Origin of the sequence: Nocardioides luteus (assembly GCF_014648595.1) — a bacterium.
Taxonomy (GTDB): domain Bacteria; phylum Actinomycetota; class Actinomycetes; order Propionibacteriales; family Nocardioidaceae; genus Nocardioides; species Nocardioides luteus.
On sequence record NZ_BMRK01000002.1, the window covers coordinates 319,758 to 339,665 of the forward strand.

General features: G+C 67.4%; 19 protein-coding genes. 9 read left to right on the forward strand and 10 right to left on the reverse strand.

Features of this window, described 5'->3' with window-relative positions:
- Positions 1 to 28: 28 nt before the first annotated feature.
- The 5 genes from IEY81_RS03970 to recF all read right to left on the reverse strand — a co-directional run bounded on the left by IEY81_RS03970 (position 29) and on the right by recF (position 7,539).
- Positions 29 to 574 carry a DUF3566 domain-containing protein gene (locus tag IEY81_RS03970; RefSeq protein WP_189117149.1) on the reverse strand — a complete coding sequence of 182 codons (546 nt, stop codon included), beginning with the start codon at positions 572 to 574 and terminating at the stop codon, positions 29 to 31.
- On the reverse strand, positions 574 to 3,276 hold the full coding sequence (gene gyrA / locus IEY81_RS03975) for a DNA gyrase subunit A (protein ID WP_189117150.1): 2,703 nt from the start codon (positions 3,274 to 3,276) through the stop codon (positions 574 to 576). Before gyrA ends, IEY81_RS03970 begins: the two co-directional genes overlap by 1 nt.
- A 108-nt stretch (positions 3,277 to 3,384) precedes the next feature.
- Positions 3,385 to 5,475 (reverse strand): DNA topoisomerase (ATP-hydrolyzing) subunit B, encoded by a 2,091-nt coding sequence (gene gyrB / locus IEY81_RS03980; protein WP_189117151.1) that lies wholly within the window; start codon positions 5,473 to 5,475, stop codon positions 3,385 to 3,387.
- 326 nt (positions 5,476 to 5,801) lie between these two features.
- The gene (locus IEY81_RS03985; protein WP_229787310.1) at positions 5,802 to 6,380 is read right to left on the reverse strand and encodes a DciA family protein; all 579 of its coding nucleotides are present in this window, start codon (positions 6,378 to 6,380) and stop codon (positions 5,802 to 5,804) included.
- Positions 6,373 to 7,539, reverse strand: coding sequence for a DNA replication/repair protein RecF (recF, locus tag IEY81_RS03990; protein WP_189117152.1), 1,167 nt, complete (start codon positions 7,537 to 7,539; stop codon positions 6,373 to 6,375). The genes IEY81_RS03985 and recF overlap by 8 nt, the downstream gene beginning before the upstream one ends.
- A 54-nt stretch (positions 7,540 to 7,593) precedes the next feature.
- Between recF and IEY81_RS03995 the strand changes: the two genes are divergently transcribed.
- A complete protein-coding gene (locus tag IEY81_RS03995) occupies positions 7,594 to 8,016 on the forward strand; it encodes an NINE protein (RefSeq protein WP_189117153.1) in 423 nt (140 codons plus the stop codon).
- Between the two features lie 22 nt (positions 8,017 to 8,038).
- Positions 8,039 to 8,437 (forward strand): DUF2752 domain-containing protein, encoded by a 399-nt coding sequence (locus IEY81_RS24050; protein ID WP_229787312.1) that lies wholly within the window; start codon positions 8,039 to 8,041, stop codon positions 8,435 to 8,437.
- Between the two features lie 85 nt (positions 8,438 to 8,522).
- Here IEY81_RS24050 and gnd read toward each other — a convergent pair whose 3' ends face one another.
- The 3 genes from gnd to dnaA all read right to left on the reverse strand — a co-directional run bounded on the left by gnd (position 8,523) and on the right by dnaA (position 13,196).
- Positions 8,523 to 9,491 (reverse strand): phosphogluconate dehydrogenase (NAD(+)-dependent, decarboxylating), encoded by a 969-nt coding sequence (gene gnd / locus IEY81_RS04005; protein ID WP_268244484.1) that lies wholly within the window; start codon positions 9,489 to 9,491, stop codon positions 8,523 to 8,525.
- Positions 9,492 to 9,510: 19 nt separating this feature from the next.
- Positions 9,511 to 10,650: a DNA polymerase III subunit beta gene (dnaN, locus tag IEY81_RS04010; protein WP_189117155.1), complete on the reverse strand. Its 1,140-nt coding sequence runs from the start codon at positions 10,648 to 10,650 to the stop codon at positions 9,511 to 9,513.
- Between the two features lie 695 nt (positions 10,651 to 11,345).
- Positions 11,346 to 13,196 carry a chromosomal replication initiator protein DnaA gene (gene dnaA / locus IEY81_RS04015; RefSeq protein WP_373292213.1) on the reverse strand — a complete coding sequence of 617 codons (1,851 nt, stop codon included), beginning with the start codon at positions 13,194 to 13,196 and terminating at the stop codon, positions 11,346 to 11,348.
- 415 nt (positions 13,197 to 13,611) lie between these two features.
- Between dnaA and rpmH the strand changes: the two genes are divergently transcribed.
- Genes rpmH through IEY81_RS04040 form a run of 5 tightly spaced genes read left to right on the forward strand, consistent with a single transcriptional unit; the run spans position 13,612 to position 15,965 of the window.
- Positions 13,612 to 13,749, forward strand: coding sequence for a 50S ribosomal protein L34 (gene rpmH / locus IEY81_RS04020; RefSeq protein ID WP_141778545.1), 138 nt, complete (start codon positions 13,612 to 13,614; stop codon positions 13,747 to 13,749).
- Between the two features lie 25 nt (positions 13,750 to 13,774).
- Positions 13,775 to 14,128, forward strand: a complete 354-nt coding sequence (gene rnpA / locus IEY81_RS04025; RefSeq protein WP_189117157.1) for a ribonuclease P protein component — start codon at positions 13,775 to 13,777, stop codon at positions 14,126 to 14,128.
- A complete protein-coding gene (gene yidD, locus IEY81_RS04030; RefSeq protein ID WP_189117158.1) occupies positions 14,125 to 14,457 on the forward strand; it encodes a membrane protein insertion efficiency factor YidD in 333 nt (110 codons plus the stop codon). The genes rnpA and yidD overlap by 4 nt, the downstream gene beginning before the upstream one ends.
- Positions 14,458 to 14,460: 3 nt before the next feature.
- Entirely contained in the window at positions 14,461 to 15,450 is a 990-nt protein-coding gene (yidC, locus tag IEY81_RS04035; protein WP_189117159.1) for a membrane protein insertase YidC, read from the forward strand.
- Positions 15,447 to 15,965, forward strand: a complete 519-nt coding sequence (locus IEY81_RS04040) for a Jag family protein (protein ID WP_444544143.1) — start codon at positions 15,447 to 15,449, stop codon at positions 15,963 to 15,965. The genes yidC and IEY81_RS04040 overlap by 4 nt, the downstream gene beginning before the upstream one ends.
- A gap of 72 nt (positions 15,966 to 16,037) precedes the next feature.
- Here the strand turns inward: IEY81_RS04040 and IEY81_RS04045 are convergent, their stop codons facing one another.
- Both IEY81_RS04045 and IEY81_RS04050 read right to left on the reverse strand, forming a co-directional pair.
- A complete protein-coding gene (locus IEY81_RS04045; protein WP_229787314.1) occupies positions 16,038 to 16,793 on the reverse strand; it encodes a L,D-transpeptidase family protein in 756 nt (251 codons plus the stop codon).
- 648 nt (positions 16,794 to 17,441) lie between these two features.
- Positions 17,442 to 17,732 carry a GIY-YIG nuclease family protein gene (locus tag IEY81_RS04050; RefSeq protein ID WP_189117161.1) on the reverse strand — a complete coding sequence of 97 codons (291 nt, stop codon included), beginning with the start codon at positions 17,730 to 17,732 and terminating at the stop codon, positions 17,442 to 17,444.
- Between the two features lie 281 nt (positions 17,733 to 18,013).
- On the opposite strand from IEY81_RS04050, the gene rsmG reads away from it, so the two are divergent.
- Together rsmG and IEY81_RS04060 are read left to right on the forward strand one after the other, a co-directional pair.
- Positions 18,014 to 18,733 carry a 16S rRNA (guanine(527)-N(7))-methyltransferase RsmG gene (gene rsmG, locus IEY81_RS04055; protein ID WP_229787316.1) on the forward strand — a complete coding sequence of 240 codons (720 nt, stop codon included), beginning with the start codon at positions 18,014 to 18,016 and terminating at the stop codon, positions 18,731 to 18,733.
- 280 nt (positions 18,734 to 19,013) lie between these two features.
- Positions 19,014 to 19,817 carry a ParA family protein gene (locus tag IEY81_RS04060; protein WP_189117259.1) on the forward strand — a complete coding sequence of 268 codons (804 nt, stop codon included), beginning with the start codon at positions 19,014 to 19,016 and terminating at the stop codon, positions 19,815 to 19,817.
- The last annotated feature ends 91 nt before the right edge of the window (positions 19,818 to 19,908 follow it).

The following is a 19,908-nucleotide window of genomic DNA, read 5'->3' on the forward strand; positions in this document are numbered from 1 at the left end:
CCCCAGGTCTTCGAGAAGCTCAGTCGGCTCAGTTCTCGGTGAGCTCGACCTCGACGCCGCCCAGGAGGGCGGCAGCCATGTTGTAGAGGAACGCGGCGAGGGTGGCGACGGCGGTCATCAGCACGATGTTGACGACCGAGACGACCATGGTGAAGCCCATGACGCGGGCGAGACCGAGGTAGTCCTGCACGTTCCAGCCGGCGCTGGAGTCGCCGACGACGTCCTGGACCGCCTGGTTGATCGCATCCCACACGCCGGCGGCACCGAGCACCGACCAGATGACGAAGACGGCGACGATCAGCACGACGCTGAGGGCGATCGAGAGCAGGAAGGCCATCTTCATGACCGACCACGGGTCGATCCGGCTCAGCAGGAGACGCGCACGGCGGGACGAGCCGCCGGCTGCGGCCCGCTCAGCGCCGGCCGGGCCGGAGGTGCGAGCGGTCGAGGCCACCGCGGAGCCGGTGCGCTTCGCCGCGTTGGCGACCGAGCCCGTGATCCTCTGGGTTGCGGTCTCGTTCCGCTCGGTCATCGCGACTCCCCCAGTCGTGCTGTCGGCGGTGCGGTCCGTCATCAGGATTCATCTTCCGTAGTCGTCTCGGACGACGCTCCGTGCTCGCCGTCTGCACCGATTGTGTCATCATCCGCAACCTCTGTCCCGGCGGCGACGTCACCGTCGACCTCGCGGGCCTCGACGGAGCGTGCGACGACGGCGACCGAGTCACCCTTCTTGGGCGAGACGAACTTGACGCCCTGGGTGGAGCGGCCGGTGGCTCGGAAGTCGGAGTTGATCGGGCTGCGTACGACCTGGCCGTTGGCGGTGATCGAGAGGATCTCGTCGCCGTCGACCACGATGAACGCACCGACCAGACCGCCGCGGTCGGCGTTGGTCAGGGCCATCGTCTTGATGCCGAGACCGCCGCGCGACTGCAGCCGGTACTCCGAGATCTTCGTACGCTTCGCGTAGCCGCCGTCGGTGATCGTGAAGACGAACTGCTCCTCGACCTCCTCCGGCGACTCGGCACCGGTGACGGGAGCCTCGACGTCGGCGGTGTCCTCGTTGGCCTCGGAGAGCCCGGCCGCGATCTCGGCGGCGACGTGCTCGGCCCGGATGACCGACATCGACAGCAGCGAGTCGTCCTCGCGGAACTTCATGCCGGTGACACCCGAGGTCGCCCGGCCCATCGGCCGGAGCTGGCTGTCGTCGGCCCGGAAGCGGATCGCCTGGCCCTTGCGGGAGACCAGCAGGATGTCGTCCTCGGAGTTGACCAGCTGGGCGCCGATCAGCTCGTCGTCGTCCTCGCGGAAGTTGATCGCGATGACGCCGGCCTGACGCGGCGAGTTGTAGTCGGCGAGCCGGGTCTTCTTGACCAGACCGGAGCGGGTCGCCAGCACGAGGTAGGGCGCCTGCTCGTAGTCGCGGATCGCGAGCACCTGAGCGATCGACTCGTCCGGCTGGAACGAGAGCAGACCGGCTACGTGACCGCCCTTGGCATCACGTGCCGCCTCGGGGAGGTTGTAGGCCTTGATCCGGTAGACCCGGCCTGCGGTGGTGAAGAAGAGCAGCCAGTGGTGGTTGGTGGTCGCGATGAAGTGCTCGACCACGTCGTCGCCGCGCAGGGTGGCGCCGCGTACGCCCTTGCCGCCGCGCTTCTGGGTGCGGTACTCGCCCGCGAGGGTGCGCTTGGCGTAGCCACCGCGGGTGATCGAGACGACCAGGTCCTCATCGGGGATGAGGTCCTCCATGGAGAGGTCGCCGTCGGCCGCGATGATCTGGGTGCGGCGGTCGTCGCCGTACTTCGCAACGATCTCGTCGAGCTCCTCGCCGACGATCTGACGCTGGCGGGAGACGTTGGCGAGGATGTCCTCGAGGTCGGCGATGATCCGCTCGAGCTCGGCGAGCCGGTCGACGATCTTCTGCCGCTCCAGCGCCGCGAGACGACGCAGCTGCATGTCGAGGATCGCGTTGGCCTGGACCTCGTCGATCTCGAGCAGCCGGATCAGCCCCTGGCGGGCGTCGTCGACCTCGGGGGAGGAGCGGATCAGCGCGATGACCTCGTCGAGCTGGTCGAGCGCCTTGACCAGACCGCGCCAGATGTGGGCGTCCTCCTCGGCCTTGCGCAGCCGGAAGGCGGTGCGCCGGCGGATGACGTCGATCTGGTGGTCGACCCAGTTGCTGATGAACTGGTCGAGCGAGAGCGTACGCGGCACGCCGTCGACCAGCGCCAGCATGTTGGCGGAGAAGTTGGTCTGCAGCTCGGTGTGCTTGAGCAGGTTGTTGAGTACGACCCGGGCGACCGCATCGCGCTTGAGCACGACCACGAGCTGCTGCCCGGTGCGGGAGGAGGTGTTGTCCTTGACGTCCGCGATGCCCTGCACCTTGCCGGTGTCGGCCAGGTCGGCGATCTTCTGGGCGAGGTTGTCCGGGTTCACCATGTAGGGGAGCTCGGTGATGACCAGGGTGGTGCGGCCCTTGCTGTCCTCGTCGACGTCGATCACCGCACGCTGGGTGATCGAGCCGCGACCGGTGCGGTAGGCCTGCTCGATGCCCTCGCGGCCGACGATCAGCGCGCCGTTGGGGAAGTCGGGGCCCTTGACCCGCTCGATGAGCGCGTCCAGGAGCTCCTCGCGGGTGGCGTCGGGGTGCTCGAGCGCCCACTTCGCACCGGCGGCGACCTCACGCAGGTTGTGCGGCGGGATGTTGGTCGCCATCCCGACCGCGATGCCGGCGGAGCCGTTGACCAGGAGGTTGGGGAACCGGCTGGGCAGGATCGCCGGCTCCTGGGAGCGGCCGTCGTAGTTGGGCCCGAAGTCGACGGTGTCCTCGGTGATGTCGCGGACCATCTCCAGCGCCAGCGGCGCCATCCGGCACTCGGTGTACCGCATCGCCGCGGCCGGGTCGTTGCCGGGCGAGCCGAAGTTGCCCTGACCGTTGATCAGCGGGTAGCGCAGCACCCACGGCTGCGCCAGCCGGACCAGGGTGTCGTAGATGGCCGAGTCGCCGTGGGGGTGGTAGTTACCCATCACCTCACCGACGACGCGGGCACACTTGGAGAACCCGCGGTCGGGGCGGTAGCCACCGTCGTACATCGCGTAGAGCACGCGCCTGTGGACGGGCTTGAGGCCGTCGCGTACGTCGGGGAGTGCTCGGCCGACGATGACGGCCATCGCGTAGTCGATGTAGCTGGCCTGCATCGAGGACTGCAGCTCGATGGTCTCGATCCGGCCGCCGTTGGGGACGATCCCGGAGGATCCTTCCGGAGGAGTCTCGGTCACGAATTCTCTTTCTGCGTGCGTCTATCGGTATCTAGGGCCTCGGCGAGACTCAGATAACTCGGCCATATCGACATCATTGCGGGGCTCCTCGCTTGCGCTCGTCACTCCTCAGATGTCGAGGAATCGGACGTCCTTGGCGTTGCGCTGGATGAAGGAGCGTCGCTCGGCGACGTCCTCACCCATGAGGATGGAGAAGATCTCGTCGGCGTGGGCGGCGTCCTCGAGGGTGACCTGGAGCAGCAGTCGCTGGCTCGGGTCCATCGTGGTCTCCCACAGCTCGTCGGCGTTCATCTCGCCCAGACCCTTGTAGCGCTGGACCGGGTTCTCCTTGGGGAGCTTCTTGCCCTGCTCCAGACCGTCGCGCATGAGCGCGTCACGCTCGGCGTCGGAGTAGACGAACTCGTGCTCGGCGGGCTTGTTCCAGCGCAGGCGGTAGAGCGGCGGCTGGGCGAGGTAGACGTAGCCCTGCTCGATCAGCGGCTTCATGAACCGGAACAGCAGCGTCAGCAGCAGCGTGTTGATGTGGTGACCGTCGACGTCGGCGTCGGCCATCATCACGATCTTGTGGTAGCGCAGCCGGTTGATGTCGAAGTCGTCGTGGACGCCGGTGCCGAGCGCGGAGATGATCGCCTGCACCTCCTGGTTGGCGAGCACCTTGTCGATCCGCGCCTTCTCGACGTTGAGGATCTTGCCTCGGATCGGGAGGATCGCCTGGATGCGCGGGTCGCGACCGGACTTCGCCGAACCACCCGCGGAGTCACCCTCGACGATGAAGATCTCGCACTCTTCGGGGTTGGTCGACTGGCAGTCGGCCAGCTTGCCGGGGAGGCCGCCGCCACCGCCGATGCCCTTGCGGTTACGGGCCAGGTCGCGGGCCTTGCGGGCCGCGATCCGCGCAGACGCGGCGGCCATCGACTTGCGGATGACCTCCTTGCCCTCGGCCGGGTTCTGCTCCAGCCAGGCGCCGAGCTCGTCGTTGACCGCGCCCTGCACGAAGCCCTTGACCTCGGTGTTGCCGAGCTTGTCTTTGGTCTGACCCTCGAACTGCGGCTCGCCGATCTTCACCGAGATGATCGCGGTGAGACCCTCGCGGATGTCGTCACCGGTGAGCCGGTCCTCCTTCTTCTTGATCAGACCCCACTCCTCGCCCCAGCGGTTGACCAGGGTGGTGAGCGCGGCGCGGAAGCCCTCTTCGTGGGTGCCGCCGCCGGGGGTGTTGACCGTGTTGGCGAAGGTGTGGACCGACTCGTTGTAGGAGGAGGCCTGCCATTGCATCGCGATCTCGACGCTCATCGGGTTGGGCGCCTTCTCGTCGGTCTCCGCCTCGAACGCGATGATGCTGGAGACCGGCGTCTTCCGCTTGTTGAGGTGGTCGACGTAGTCGGCCAGGCCGCGCTCGTAGTAGAAGGACTGCTCGAGCACCCGCTCACCGTTGCCGGTGCCGTGCAGCTCGTCGGCGTTGTCGGTGTCGTTCTCGATCGTGCCGTCCTCGACGGCCTCGGCGATCGCGGAGGCCTGCGGACGCTCGTCGCGCAGCTCGATCCGCAGCCCCTTGTTGAGGAACGCGGTCTCGCGGAAGTGGCTCGAGATGGTCTCGAGGTTGTATTCGGTCGACTCGAAGATGTCGTCGGAGGCGTTCCAGGAGATCGTCGTGCCGGTGCGCTCACCGTCCTCGAGCTCGCGCACCTCACGGAGGTCGTAGTCGGGTACGCCCTTCGTGAACTCCTGCTCCCACAGCCGGCCCCGGTTCTTGATCTCCATGTGGAGCTTCGAGGAGAGCGCGTTCACCACGGAGGAGCCGACGCCGTGCAGACCACCGGAGACCTTGTAGCCGCCGCCACCGAACTTTCCACCGGCGTGCAGCACGGTCAGCGCCAGGGTCGCGGCCGGGATGTCCTGGCCGGCGGCGGTGTCGGTCGGGATGCCTCGACCGTTGTCGGAGACGCTCACCCAGCCGTCCTCGCGCAGCGTCACCTTGATCGTGTCGCAGTAGCCGGCGAGGGCCTCGTCGACCGCGTTGTCCACGATCTCCCAGATCAGGTGGTGCAGGCCGCGGGCGCCGGTCGACCCGATATACATACCGGGTCGTTTGCGGACCGCTTCGAGTCCTTCGAGAACCTGGATGGCAGACGCGTCGTATGCGACTCCGTCTGCGGTCTTGTCGTCCGGCGTAGGAGTCGTCTGGTCGGCAGCGGTCACCGGTGCGATCCACCTGTCATTTCGGTCCGGATACGGACGTGGTGTCGGTCGGGCATGCAACGGGCCGACCAGCTCCGGGGAAGTGGAACCTACGGCGATCGACCCAACTCCTATGTTACCCCGTAGAACGCCGGATTCCACGCACGCGGCGTTCCCTGAGGGGGAACTGTGATCGAAATGAGCGTCTGTGCGTCTCGTGACGGTGTCTCTGCGCGCTCGGCAGGGTGCTCGGTGAGTCCCTATACGTTCACGGTGCGCTCAGAGCGGCAGATCGCAGCTCAGACATCGCGCCTCGAACATCTGTTCATCCGCCGTCGTTCTCAGGCTCAGCCGTACGTGTCGCGGGGTCCGCGGCCGTCGCGGAGTCCGCGCGGGCCCTTCTTCCACGTCGGCAGATGCGGGCCGAGCACCTCGATGACCAGGACGGTGCCGTGGCCCAGCTCCTCGTTGAGCCGCTTCACCAGGGTGGGCGCCAGCAGCTTGAGCTGGGTCGCCCAGGCGGTCGAGTCGGTGCGCACGGAGAGCTTGCCGTCGGCGTACGACTCCGGGGTGGTGTGGTCGGCGATCTCCTCGCCGACGATGTCGGGCCAGCGCGCCATCACCCCGTGGACGCGCAGCGAGGTGTCCCAGCCGTGGTCGTCGACCATCCGGCTCACCACCGAGTCGATGAGCTGGGGGTCGCGGTCGTCGGGGCGGGCACCGGAGACGGCACCGCGGCGCGTGGTCGAGCCGGGCGAGAGGCCCGGAGACTTGCGGCGGCGCTTCGGGCTCGCCTTCGGCGCGGGCATGTTGGCGGTGGCTCGGGTCAGGGAGCGGGCGAGGTCGAGGCCGTCGGGACGTTTCTCCTGATCCTCTTCCTCGGCAGTGGTCTCGCCAGGCTCGACCACCTCAGGGTCGTCACTCACCGCGGGTCACCTCACCTGCGGTGACGTGGTAGCGGGCGCCCGCGAGCGCTTCGGGTACGTCCTCGGGGACCGCGGCGGTCACCAGCACCTGCTCGGCGTCGGCGACCAGCTCCGCCAGCTGCACCCGGCGCTGGCTGTCGAGCTCGGCGAAGACGTCGTCGAGGATCAGGATCGGGTCGTCGCCGTCGGCGCGCAGCAGGTCGTACGCAGCCAGTCGGAGAGCCAGCGCGAACGACCAGGACTCACCATGGCTCGCGTAGCCCTTCACCGGGAGGCGCTCCGCGCCTGCACCGTGGCCGAGGAAGAGCAGCAGGTCGTCGCGGTGGGGGCCGACCAGGCTGATGCCGCGGTCGAGCTCGTCCTTCTGGCGGCGGGCGAGCTCGGCGAGGATCGCCTCGCGGAGGGACTCCTGGGTCGGGGTCGTGGTCTCGACAGGCTCGACCACCGGCTCGACCACCGATCTATAGGTGATCTCGGCGTCATCCCGGCTGGCGCCTCGGGCGACGGTCTCGTAGGCCTTGCCGACGTACGGCCTCAGCGCCTCGACCAGGGAGAGCCGCTGGGCGAGGATCTCGGCACCGATGGTGGCGAGGTGGTCGTCCCAGACGGCCAGGGTGGCCAGGGCGCCCTCGCGGGCAGAGCCTCGGGCGAGACCGGCGGTCTTGAGGAGCGAGTTGCGCTGCTTGAGGACGCGGTCGTAGTCGCTGCGTACCCCTGCCAGCCGCGGGGCGCGCAGGATCATCAGGTCGTCGAGGAAGCGGCGCCGGTCGGAGGGGTCGCCCTTGACCAGCGTCAGGTCCTCGGGGGAGAAGACGACGGTGCGGACCAGGCCGACCAGGTCGCGGGTGCGGGGGAGCGGGCTCCGGTTGATCCGGGCCTTGTTGGCGCGGCCGGCGTTGATCTCGACCTCCAGCGTGGCGGTACGGCCGTCGCGCACCACCGCGGCGCGTACGACCGCCTGGTCCGCACCGGCCCGGACCAGCGGGGCGTCGCTGGCGACGCGGTGGGACTGGAGCCGGGAGAGGTAGTCGATCGCCTCGACCAGGTTGGTCTTGCCCTGGCCGTTGCGCCCGACGAAGGCGGTCACGCCGGCTTCGAGCGGGACCTCGACGGTCGGGTAGGAACGGAAGTCGTGCAGCGAGAGGTGCGAGACGTACATCGTGTTTCCTCTCTCGGTGCTGCGTCGTTCGGCGCGAGTCTTTAAGGTTCCTGCATGACCCAGTCTCCCAACCCTTACGGGCCGCCTCCAGGTCAACCCGCCTTCGGTGCGCCCGCCGGGCCTTTCTACCTGTCGGTGATGGGCCAGGTCCACGGCCCCTACCCGGTCCAGCAGCTCGCCCAGATGGCCGCTGCCGGTCAGATCAAGGCGGACACGCCGGCCAGCCTCGGCACCGACCAGCAGTGGTTTCCCGTGAAACAGATCCCGAACGTCTTCTCGAGCCGGGAGTGGCTGATCACTCTGCTGCTGTCGATCTTCCTCGGGTCCCTGGGCGTGGACCGGTTCTACGTGGGCCAGATCGGCCTGGGCATCGTCAAGCTGATCAGCTGCGGTGGGTTCGGGATCTGGACGATCGTGGACATCATCCTCGTCTGCGTGCGAAAGTTCCCGGATGTCGACGGCAAACCCCTCGCCTGACCTGCGGCGACGTGTCGCGGCGGTGAGCTCCACGGAGGTCACCGCCGCCCTCGGCGTCGGCGGGCTGGCGGTCGCGGCCCTGCTGCCGGCCGGCGGCATCGAGGACGGCCCGATCCTCTGCCCGTTCCGCTTCCTCACCGGGCTTCCCTGCCCCGGCTGCGGCCTGACCCGTTCGTGGGTCTACCTGATGCACGGCGACCTCGGCTCCGCCCTGGCCAGCAACTGGTTCGGTCCGGTGCTCATCGTCGCGGTCGTCGCGCTGACCGTGATCACCGCACGCGCCCGGTTCGGCCGCCGGCGCCCCGCCGACCTGGACGAGCTCGTGAAGAACCCGATCGTCCTCGGCCTCTTCGGTCTCTTCCTGGCCTACGGCACCGTCCGCCTGGCCCTCACCCTCACCGGAGCCATCCCCGCAATCTAGGTGGAACCGGTGGTCGAGCCTGTCGAGCACGCCATGAACCGGTGGTCGAGCCTGTCGAGACCACCAGACCCGACCCCGACGCGGATCAGGCCTCCGACTCCGAGATCACCGCATGCCCACCGAACCCGTTGCGCATCGCGGCGATCGCCTTCATCGCGTGGTCGTCCTCCTGCCGGGAGACGAACCGCGCGAACAGCGACGCCGAGATCGCCGGCATCGGCACGGCGTTCTCGATCGCGGCCTCGACGGTCCACCGGCCCTCACCGGAGTCGTCGGCGTAGCCCTTGATCTTGTCGAGGTGCTCGTCGGCGCGCAGCTGGTCGACCAGCAGGTCGAGCAGCCAGGAGCGTACGACGGTGCCGGTGCGCCACGAGGCGAAGATCTCCGGGACGTTGTCGACGATGTCGACCTTGTCGAGGAGCTCCCAGCCCTCGGCGTAGGCCTGCATCATGGCGTACTCGATGCCGTTGTGGACCATCTTCGAGAAGTGGCCGGCGCCGGGCGTGGTGCCGCAGTGGACCAGGCCGTCCTCGGTGCCCGACGGCTTGAGCGCCTCGAAGGCCGGCATCACCTTGGCGGCGTCCTCGTCGGATCCGCCGTACATCAGCGCGTAGCCGTTCTGGAGACCCCAGACACCACCGGAGACACCGCAGTCGACGAAGCCGATGCCCTTCTCGGCCAGGTTGGCGGCGTTCTTGGCGTCGTCGGTGTATTTCGAGTTGCCGCCGTCGACGACCACGTCGCCCTCGCCGAGCAGCCCCTTGAGCTCCTCGATGGTGGAGCGGGTCGGGTCGCCGGCCGGCACCATCACCCAGACGACCTTCGGCGAAGGCAGCGCCTCGACCATCTCGGCCAGGCTCGCCACGTCGGCGAGGTCGGGGTTGCGGTCGTATCCGACGACGGTGAGACCGGCCTCCCGCATCCGGGTGCGCATGTTGCCACCCATCTTGCCGAGACCGACGAGTCCGATGTGCATGGCGAATTTCCTCTCGAAAGCATTCGGTGGTCGAGCTTGTCGAGACCACCCTCCGTGCGCGACAGGTGGTCTCGACAAGCTCGACCACCGCCCGACATCAGGAAAGCAGACGACGTGGCATCAGCAGGTAGCGGAAGCCCGGGTCCTCGCCACCCTCGGCCGGCTTGCCGCTGATCACGACCGGTTTCGGAGCCTGGGTGAAGGCGAGCTGGACGACCTGTTCGTCGATGGCCTGCAGACCGTCGAGGAGGAACTGCGGGTTGAACCCGGTGGTCAGCCCCTCGCCCTCCATGGTCGCCTCGATCGACTCGGAGGCCTGCGCCTCGTCGCCGGAGCCGGCGTCGAGGGTGAGCACCCCGTCGTCGAAGACCATCTGCACCGCGGTGTTGCGCTCGGCGACCAGGGCGACGCGCTTGACCGACTCGACCAGCGAGGCCTTGTCGACCAGCGCGGTGGTGAGGTGCTCGGCCGGGAAGAGGCTGCGCACCTTCGGGAACTCGCCGTCGAGCAGGCGCGTCGTGGTGCGACGTACGCCGCCGGCGGCCGCGCCCTCGAAGCCGATGATCCCCTCACCGGTGCCGGTGGTGGAGAGCGCGAGGGTGACCTCGCTGCCGCTGGTGAGCGACTTGGCGGTGTCGCCGAGGACCTTGGCCGGCACCAGCGCGGCCATGCTCTCGTCGGGGGTCGCCGGGTTCCACTCGAGCTCGCGGTGGGAGAGCCGGAAGCGGTCGGTGGCGAGCAGCGAGATCGTGGAGCCCTCGATCTCGAGCCGCACGCCGGTCAGCACCGGCAGCATGTCGTCGCGGCCGGCCGCGGTGACGGCCTGGGCGACGGCGTGGGCGAAGAGCTCCGACTTCACGGTGCCGGCCGCGGTCGGCATCTCCGGCAGCGTCGGGTAGTCCTCGACCGGCATGGTCTGGAGGCTGAACCGAGCGCTCCCGCACGTGAGCGAGACGCGCGCGCCGTCGGTCACCATCTCGACCGGCTTGGCCGGGAGGCTGCGACAGATGTCGGCGAGCAGCTTGCCTGAGACCAGTGCCTTCCCCTCGTCGGCGACCTCGGCCGAGAGCGTCGCCCGCGCGGAGGTCTCGTAGTCGAAGGTCGAGAGCACGAGGCCCTCGTGACCCGCCTCGATGAGGAGACCTGAGAGCACCGGGGTGCTGGGGCGGACCGGAAGGCTGCGGGCAGCCCAGGCGACGGCATCCGCGAACACGTCGCGGTCGACGCGGAACTTCACGATGACCTGTCCTTCTTCTAGCTCGACATCGGGGCGTTTGCAGACATGCGGTCCGGGCTGTGCTTGAACCTCCGGGGAAGACGCCACCGGTTCCGGAACGCCCCCGCGTTGACATGACCTGGAGTACGCATCCTGCCACGGACCGCCGACAACCGGTAAGCGCTCAGGCCTGGTGGCTCTGCACAGGCCCGTCTGTGGACTCGGCTCGTGGATCGAGTTGTCCCCAGGGAAGGGCGTTCGTGGAATTTCACCGAGGATCCATGGACGTAAATAGTTGGGTACGTTGTAAGAGCATCTGTGGGAAATGTGGATGACGCGAGTTTTCGCAGTTCACTCCATAAAATGTGAATCCACAGGGGGTGTGGACGCGTTGCTGAAATGACGCACGTCACTGTGGGCTGTGGAGAGTCGTCGGCACGTTTCGGTGTTTTGTGCACAGGCCATCCCCTTTTCCATCCCATTTGAACGGCCGGTTCTCCACAGGTTTCACCCAGCCTGTGGGCTGTGGACAACCTGGGAAATCTCGGCCTGTGGGTTTTCGAAATCCCACAACGCGGACGAGCGCCCTCGTGCCCCGGTCCCTTCGGGAGCAAAAGCAACCGGTGGCCGAGCCCGTCGAGACCACGCCGTGAGTCACGGTCTGGTGTCTCGACGAGCTCGACCACCGGTGTGGTCGTGCTGCGTACGTCTTCCGGTTAGCCCTGACGCGCCTGCATCTTGACGCGGTTGGTGAGCTCGGAGACCTGGTTGAAGACCGCCCTGCGCTCGGCGAGGAGCTGGTTGATCTTGCGCTCGGCGTACATCACGGTCGTGTGGTCGCGGCCGCCGAAGTGCTTGCCGATCTTGGGCAGGGAGTCCTCGGTGAGCTCACGACACAGATACATGGCGATCTGACGGGCCATGACCAGGTGGCGTCCGCGCGAGGGTCCGGTGAGCTCGTCGATCGAGAGCCCGAAGTAGGCAGCGGTCTGGGCGATGATCAGGCCGGCGGTGATCTCGGGCTCGCCGCCCTCGGGGATCAGGTCCTTGAGCACGATCTCGGCCAGGGTCAGGTCGACGTCCTGGCGGTTGAGGTTCGCGAAGGCCGTGACCCGGATCAGCGCACCCTCGAGCTCGCGGATGTTGGTCTGGATCTTGCTCGCGATGAACTCGAGCACGTCCGGCGGCGCGGTGAGCCGCTCCATTGCCGCCTTCTTACGGAGGATCGCGATGCGGGTCTCGATGTCGGGCGGCTGGACGTCGGTGATCAGACCCCACTCGAACCGGTTGCGGAGCCGGTCCTCCAGCGCCTCGAGCCGCTTGGGCGGGCGGTCGGAGGTGAGCACGATCTGCTTGTTGGCGTTGTGGAGCGTGTTGAAGGTGTGGAAGAACTCCTCCTGCGTCTGTGTCTTCCCCTCCAAGAACTGGATGTCATCGATCAGTAGTACGTCAACGTCGCGGTAGCGACGTTTGAACCGGTCCTGGCGGTCGTCGCGGATCGCGTTGATGAACTCGTTGGTGAACTCCTCGGAGCTGACGTAGCGCACCTTCGCCCCGGAGTAGAGGCTGCGTACGTAGTGACCGATCGCGTGCAGCAGGTGGGTCTTGCCGAGACCGGACTCCCCGTAGACGAGCAGCGGGTTGTAGGCCTTGCCCGGCGCCTCGCTCACCGCGACCGCGGCCGCGTGCGGGAACCGGTTCGAGGAGCCGATGACGAAGGTCTCGAAGGTGTACTTCGGGTTCAGCCGGGTCTCGAGGACGTTGTGGCTGGGCTCGCTGGGCCGCGTCGGCGGCCCGGGGACCAGCGGGCGCGGCGGGACCGGCTCCTCGACGGGCGCCACCTGCGGCGGGGGATTTGTCGACAAATCGCCGTATCCAGGACGTACGTCCTCGTGGCCGGCAGGCGGGGCCGGCTGCTGCGCGGGCGGCGGCGCGATGGGCGCCTGCGGCGGGGCGTATGCAGCGGGCGCGTCCTCGTGAGGGGTGTTCGCCGGCGGGACGCCGGAGATCAGGCCGGGAGAGGACGGCGGATAGACGGACTGGTGCGGGAACGCCGACTGGTTGGGGAAGGCGTTCTGCTGCTGGAGGGCGGCCGCCGCTGCGGCGTCGGCCGCGGCGATCTCGCGCTCGGAGATCAGGATCGCCTGGGTGTCGGGGTCGGGCGTGACGTCGAGGTCGGGGTTCACCGTCACCGCGATGCGGATCTCCTTGTGGAAGATCTCGCCCAGCGACTTCTCCAGGGATCCGCGCAGGCGGCCCTCGATCTGGTTGCGGGTGAAGTCGTTGGGGACCTCGACGATCGCGGTCGACCCGTGAAGAGTCAGCGGCTCGCTGTCGCGGAGCCAGGCTCGCTGGTTCGGCGGGAGCTCGGCGACCACCCGCGTCCATGCGGACTGGAGATCTGGCTGTGGTTCTGGCGCTAGGCCGGAGTGCTCCACAGGTTCCTGCCTTCCCTGATGGCTCGGGTGATGGTCTGGTGTTGATGCAGCCTGGATTGATGCAGCGGTCTGGTCTACATCCTCCACAGACTTTTCCACAAGCTGTGGAGCATCCCCGAATGTAGGCATCGGAGACCAGCCGAGACACGTCGCCGCTCTCGAGAATCCAGCCGTTTCGGCAGGTCAGATGGGAAAATGGAATCCCAGGGTGGCATCCCCCCGAATGCGGCCGATGCTCCTGACGATGTGCAGGGAAACCTCGGTAGAGGACGAAACTACCGGCAGGCGAGGGTGGCGGGCAACCCGTCCTCCACAGGATGAGGGATAATCACAGGGGTGTGATAGGGCGTGAGTTTGACCCTGGTTTCGCCGTCCACGTACCGTTGCTAGGTCGCCCGGTCTACGGGTGCCGCATGTCCACGCCCCGGTCGCTGGGGCGCGGACGGGCGGTGCTTGTTGAATCGGCCCGCTTGGAACCCCCGAGGGCGACCACATCAGACCCAGCCGGACGAGCAGCCGGCCCCACACAACTAAGGAAGCACCCGTGAGCAAGCGTACTTACCAGCCGAACAACCGCCGCCGTCACAAGACGCACGGTTTCCGCCTGCGCATGCGCACCCGTGCCGGCCGTGCCATCCTCGCGACGCGCCGCCGCAAGGGTCGCAAGAGCCTGACCGTCTGAGGCCCCGGCCTCAGCCACCACGCGCGTGCTGCCACGTCGCCACCGACTGGTCGATTCGTCGGGCTTCAAAGAAGCGGTACGACGAGGCAAGCGCGCGGGCTCGAAGAGCCTGGTGGTCCACCTCCTCGTCCCGGGGTCCGGCGATCGTGCCGACCTCCCGACCGAGCCGCAGGTGGGCTTCGTGGTGAGCAAGGCCGTCGGTCCGGCCGTCGTCCGGAATCGCGTGAAGCGCAGACTGCGTCATCAGGCCCGGGAGTCCCTGAGCGGACTCCCGGGCTCTGCTGTGCTTGTGGTCCGTGCACTTCCCGCAGCCGCCGACGCCGACTACGACGCGCTGGGCGCTGATCTGCGGCGCTGCCTGGAGCGGGTGCTCCGATGAGTGCAGCTGTCCGCGTCGTACGTGGTGGTCTCGACAAGCTCGACCACCTGATCGGGGCGGTCCTGGTCGGGCTGCTCCACGTGTGGCGGACCCTCATCAGCCCGCTCTACGGCGACGTCTGCCGCTACTACCCGTCGTGCTCGGCGTACGGCCTCGAGGCCGTCAAGACGCACGGCCCCTGGCGCGGGAGCTGGCTGACGGCACGCCGTCTGGCCCGCTGCGTCCCCTGGGCGAAGACCCGGGGCTTCGACCCCGTGCCTTCACCCGAGAATGTGAAGACCCTGAAGACCACGTCCGTGCAAGCGGACGCCCCAACCCGAGGAGCCTGATCCGTGGGAGCCATAGGCGATCTGTTCGGATGGATCGCAACACCGCTGTACTACGCCATCTCGGGCATTCTGCTCGTCTGGCAGAAGGCGTTCTCGTACGTCGTCCCGTCTGAGGGCTGGCAGTGGGCGCTGGCCATCGTCGGCCTGACCGTCACCATCCGCGCGATGCTGATCCCGCTGTTCGTCAAGCAGATCAACTCCAGCCGGAACATGCAGCTGCTGCAGCCGAAGGTCAAGGAGCTGCAGAAGAAGTACGGTCACGACCGCGAGAAGCTCGCCAACGAGACCATGAAGCTCTACAAGGACTCGGGCACCAACCCGTTCGCGTCCTGCCTGCCGCTGCTGCTGCAGATGCCGATCTTCTTCGTGCTGTTCCGGATGCTGGAGCACGCCTCGGACGGTCGGGGGAAGGGCTTCCTGACCGACGCGGCGGCGCACGAGTTCGCCACCTCGACCTGGCTGGGCTCGCTGCTCTCGGACCAGTTCACCACCGCCGACCACATGTCGACGCGCATCCTGACCGGGTTCCTGGTCGTGGCGATGATCGCCACCACCTTTCTCACCCAGCGTCAGCTGATGTCGAAGAACATGCCGGCCGACGCGATGACCGGTCAGTACGCCCAGCAGCAGAAGCTGCTCCTCTACGTGCTCCCCGTCGTCTTCGCCGTCGGTGGTATCGCCTTCCCGGTCGGAACGATCCTCTACTGGACCTCCTCCAACCTGTGGACGATGGGCCAGCAGTTCTACGTGATCCGCAACAACCCCGCGCCCGGCACGCCGGCGTTCGAGGCCAAGCAGGCTCGCGAGCGCGAGAAGCGTAAGAAGAAGGGCCTGACCGACGCGGAGATCGACATCGCCGAGGCCAACGACGCGGCGACCGAGAAGCGTCCGGCCCAGCGCACCCAGCCCAAGAACCAGACCCGGAGCCAGCGGAAGAAGGCCGGCACCAGCGCCGGTCGCTCCACGACCCAGAAGAACGGGGGAACCAAGTGACGACTCAGGACGTGAGCGAGACCGTGGCCGAGGCCGCGGAGGTCACCGACGAGGCACGCCTCAAGCTGCTCGAGCAGGAGGGTGACATCGCGGCCGACTACCTCGAGGAGCTCCTCGACATCGCCGACCTCGACGGTGACCTCGACATGGACGTCGAGGGCGACCGTGCCGCGGTCTCCATCGTCGGTGGCGACCTGCAGCAGCTGGTCGGCCGCCACGGCGAGGTCCTGGACGCGCTGCAGGAGCTGACCCGGCTCGCCGTCTACCGCGAGACCGGCGAGCGCTCCCGCCTCATGCTCGACATCGGCGGCTACCGCGCCGACCGTCGCTCCACGCTGATGGCGCTGGCCGAAGAGACCGTCGCGAAGGTGAAGGAGTCCGGTGCGCCGGTCTCCCTGAAGCCGATGTCGCCGTTCGAGCGGAAGGTCGTCCACGACGCCGTCGCCGCCGCCGGCCTCACCTCGGAATCCTCCGGCGTCGAGCCCCGGCGCTACGTGGTCGTCCTCCCCGACTGACCTCGCGCCTCTCAACGAGGAACGCCCCCTGTGCCGACCGGCACAGGGGGCGTTCTCTGTCTGTCGTGGTGACTACGACCGGTAGACGACCACGCGGTCGCCGATGCGGATCTGGTCGAAGACCCACGCGATGGTCTTCTTCTTACGGACGTTCACGCAGCCGTGGGAGCAGCCGTTGTAGCCGCGCGAGGCGAAGTCGGCCGAGTAGTGCACCGCCTGGCCGCCGGAGAAGAACATCGCGTACGGCATGGGCGTGTGGTAGATCGACGAGACGTGCTTGCGGCTCTTGCGGTAGACCTTGAACGCACCCTCGCGGGACTTGTTGTTCGAGCAGCCGAAGCGGGCGTCCATCGCCCGCACGATCTTGCCGCCGCGTACATAGCGCATCCTGCGGTCGGTCTTGTCGACGCAGAGCACGCGACCGGTGAGGCAGCGCTTGTCGAGGTTGTACATCTTCGCGTCGGTCGGCGTCTTGGTCAGCGACCGCAGGCGCTTCATGGTGCGCTCGTTGACCTTGCCGGTGACCGTCAGGTGCTGGTTGCGCTGGAACGCCTTCACAGCGCCGACGGTCTTCTTGCCGTAGTAGCCGCTGACGCGACCCTTGTAGATGTGGCGCTCCTTGAGGCGAGCCTGGATCCTGCGCACCCCCTTGCCGGTGGCGCCCTTCTTGTAGAGGGTCTTGTACGCCGCGTGCAGCCCGATCTGCCCGACGGACGTGGAAGGCGCGCTGGCCTGGGCGCCGCTCGGCGCCACGATCGAGCCCAGGGAGAATCCCAGGGCGAGGACGGTGGTCAGCAAGATCGCCACCGGGGTTCTACGGACGTTCACATCAGCTCCGTGATCATGAAATGGAGGCCCGGTCGCACGGGCCGCGGGTGTCGCTCGAGGCGACTTCTACGACTGAGACGTTCGAGCAGCGTGCGCGGTTGCATGAGATCCCCGCGCAAGGCTGCTCGCGGACTTTAGCGCACCGTGGGGCTCTTCTGCGCGATTCTCTTTCGTGGGTTTCACGTGAAACGGGAAGGGGGAGGTCGAGCTTGTCGAGACCTCTCCGAGGGTTCACGTAGTGGTCTCGACAGGCTCGACCACCGTCTCCGGACATCGAGCTTGTCGAGTTGACTCCTGAATCCACTGGGCGGGGCGGCGACTGGCTGGTGGTCTCGACAGGCTCGACCACCGTCTCCCGGTCATCGAGCTTGTCGAGATGTCTTGCTCATACGGGGGTCGAGGCGTGGTCTCGACAGGCTCGACCACCGTCTCCCGGTCATCGAGCTTGTCGAGATGTCTTGCTCATACGGGGGTCGAGGCGTGGTCTCGACAGGCTCGACCACCGTCTCCCGGTCATCGAGCTTGTCGAGATGTCTTGCTCATACGGGGGTCGAGGCGTGGTCTCGACAGGCTCGACCACCGTCTCCCGGTCATCGAGCTTGTCGAGATGACTCTGTCTGGAACACGCATGAGTAGGCGGTGGCGTAGTCAGTCGTGAGGAGTAGCCGAGGTGTTCGCGAGCCGAGGGAGGTCGCCGAGGCGGCCCTGGATCAGCGCGATCCTCTTGGCACGACTCCAGTTCTGAATCTGTTTCTCCCTCTCGTAGGCATGCGCGACGTTGTCGTACTGCTCGTACCAGACCAGCTGCACCGGAAGGCGTGATCGCGTGTACTCCGCACCGAGGCCGACTCGGTGCGGGGACATGCGGTAGTCGAGGTCGGTCGTGCTGCCGACGTAGAGAGACCGGTCGGAGCAGAGGAGCATGTAGGTGTAAGCCATCCCCACATCATGAGTGCGACCACCGACAGTCTCCGTCGCTCCGGAGGTCGAGCTCGCCGAGACCTCTTCGGGGTGGCACGTGGATGGTGGTCTCGACAGGCTCGACCACCGGGGTTCGGGGGACTCGTGGTCTCGGCAGGGTCGACCACCGGGGTCGGTCATCGAGCTTGTCGAGATGACTTCCTCGGAACGAGGGTCGCCAGGCTCGTGGTCTCGACAGGCTCGACCACCGGGCAGGCACGGAGTTCTGGTTTGCCGGTTTCACGTGAAACAGTTTGAGCGTGAGCGAGGAAGAGGGCGTGGACCCACGGGCTGCGAAGGTGTTTCCGGCGGACCGGCTGGAGCTCGCGGAGAAGTACGCGGCCTGGTTGGCGGACGCTGGCGTTGTCCGGGGGCTGATCGGGCCGCGGGAGGTGCCGCGGCTGTGGGATCGGCACATCCTCAACTGCGCGGTGCTGGGGGAGGTGATCCCTCATGGGGTGACCGTCGCGGACATCGGCTCCGGCGCAGGACTGCCTGGGATCGTCCTCGCGATCGCTCGCCCCGATCTGCAGATCACGCTGATCGAGCCCCTGCTGCGACGTACGACCTTCCTTGAAGAGGTTTCCGAGGACCTCGGGCTCGACAACGTCACGGTGCTGCGAGGGAGGGCGGATGCCTTCCATGGCGAGCTCGGGTTCGACGTGGTGACCTCGCGTGCGGTCGCCGGCCTGGAGAAGCTGCTCGACTGGTCGCTTCCGCTCGTCGTCCCGACGGGCGCGTTGGTCGCGATGAAGGGGTCGAGCATCGAGCGGGAGATCGAGGAGGCCGCGCCCGCACTGAAGAAGTGGGGTTGTGCGCCTCCGACGGTCTCGGAGCTCGGTGTTGACGTTTTGGAGACGACAACTGTCGCGGTTCGGGTGGTTTGGTCGGATCCCGCACGGGTAGATTGGCCGCCGGTCCCAAAGGGCGGCCAGAAGAGGTCCACGGGTGGATCGCGAAAGAAGAAGCGCCGCGGCTGAGTGGTGGTCGAGCTTGTCGAGACCACGACATCTCGGATGCAGGGTGGTGGTCTCGACAGGCTCGACCACCGACGACGGAGGATGAGGAAACATGCCGTACGAGGACGAGAGCGCACAGAACTCCGTTTCACGTGAAACCGACGAACCGGTGTCGATCAGGCTCCGTACGGCCGGCGACATCGCATCCTTCGAGAGCGACTTCACCGCAGAGACGACGCCGCTGGCCGCTGCTGCCGAGCACACGCTCTTGGCGCGCGGGGCGGCGAGCAACCGTCCGCCGATGCCGCGCCCGGCGCGCACCCGCGTGATCGTCTCGGCCAACCAGAAGGGTGGCGTCGGCAAGACCACCTCCACGGTGAACATCGCGGCAGCGCTCGCCCAGCTGGGCCAGAAGGTCTTGGTCATCGACCTCGACCCACAGGGCAACGCCTGCACCGCGTTCGACGTCGATCACTACCAGGGCACCCCGGGCACGTACGAGGTCCTGGTCGAAGGTGCTCCGCTCGAGGACGTCGTGGTGCCGGTGCCGAAGCTCGAGGGGCTCGAGCTCGTACCTGCCACGATCGACCTGGCCGGCGCGGAGGTCGAGCTCGTCGAGGAGGGCGGCCGCGAGCAGCGGCTCAAGACCGCGCTCGCCAAGTCGCCTCGCGTCGGCGACGCGGAGGACCGCTGGGACTACGTGCTCATCGACTGCCCGCCCTCCCTGGGCCTGCTCACGGTCAACGCGCTCGTCGCGAGCACCGAGGTGATGATCCCGATCCAGGCGGAGTACTACGCGCTCGAGGGTCTCGGCCAGCTCCTCAAGACGGTCGAGATGGTGCGCGCCGCGCTGAACCCGTCGCTGAAGGTCTCCTCGATGCTGATCACGATGTACGACGCGCGCACCCGCCTCGCTTCGCAGGTGGCTGAGGAGGTGCGCGAGCACTTCGGCGACACGGTGATGCGCACCTTCATCCCCCGCGCCGTACGCGTCTCCGAGGCGCCTTCGTTCGGCCAGACGGTGATGACGTACGACCCGGGCTCGCCGGGTGCGCTGAGCTACCTCGAGGCGGCCAAGGAGCTCGCCAAGCAAGGTGAGAAGTGACCGTCGACTCGGTGGTCGAGCTTGTCGAGACCACTGATACCGCAGTCGGCGCGCTGGTGGTCGAGCTTGTCGAGACCACTGACATCGCAGC

Coding starts and splice junctions, on each gene's coding strand:
- dnaA (WP_373292213.1), bottom strand. CDS start 13,196: ATGCCTACATTCGGGGATGCTCCACAGCTTGTGGAAAAGTCTGTGGAG.
- IEY81_RS03995 (WP_189117153.1), top strand. CDS start 7,594: ATGACCCAGTCTCCCAACCCTTACGGGCCGCCTCCAGGTCAACCCGCC.
- IEY81_RS04050 (WP_189117161.1), bottom strand. CDS start 17,732: ATGGCTTACACCTACATGCTCCTCTGCTCCGACCGGTCTCTCTACGTC.
- IEY81_RS03970 (WP_189117149.1), bottom strand. CDS start 574: ATGACGGACCGCACCGCCGACAGCACGACTGGGGGAGTCGCGATGACC.
- IEY81_RS04060 (WP_189117259.1), top strand. CDS start 19,014: ATGCCGCGCCCGGCGCGCACCCGCGTGATCGTCTCGGCCAACCAGAAG.
- yidD (WP_189117158.1), top strand. CDS start 14,125: ATGAGTGCAGCTGTCCGCGTCGTACGTGGTGGTCTCGACAAGCTCGAC.
- recF (WP_189117152.1), bottom strand. CDS start 7,539: ATGTACGTCTCGCACCTCTCGCTGCACGACTTCCGTTCCTACCCGACC.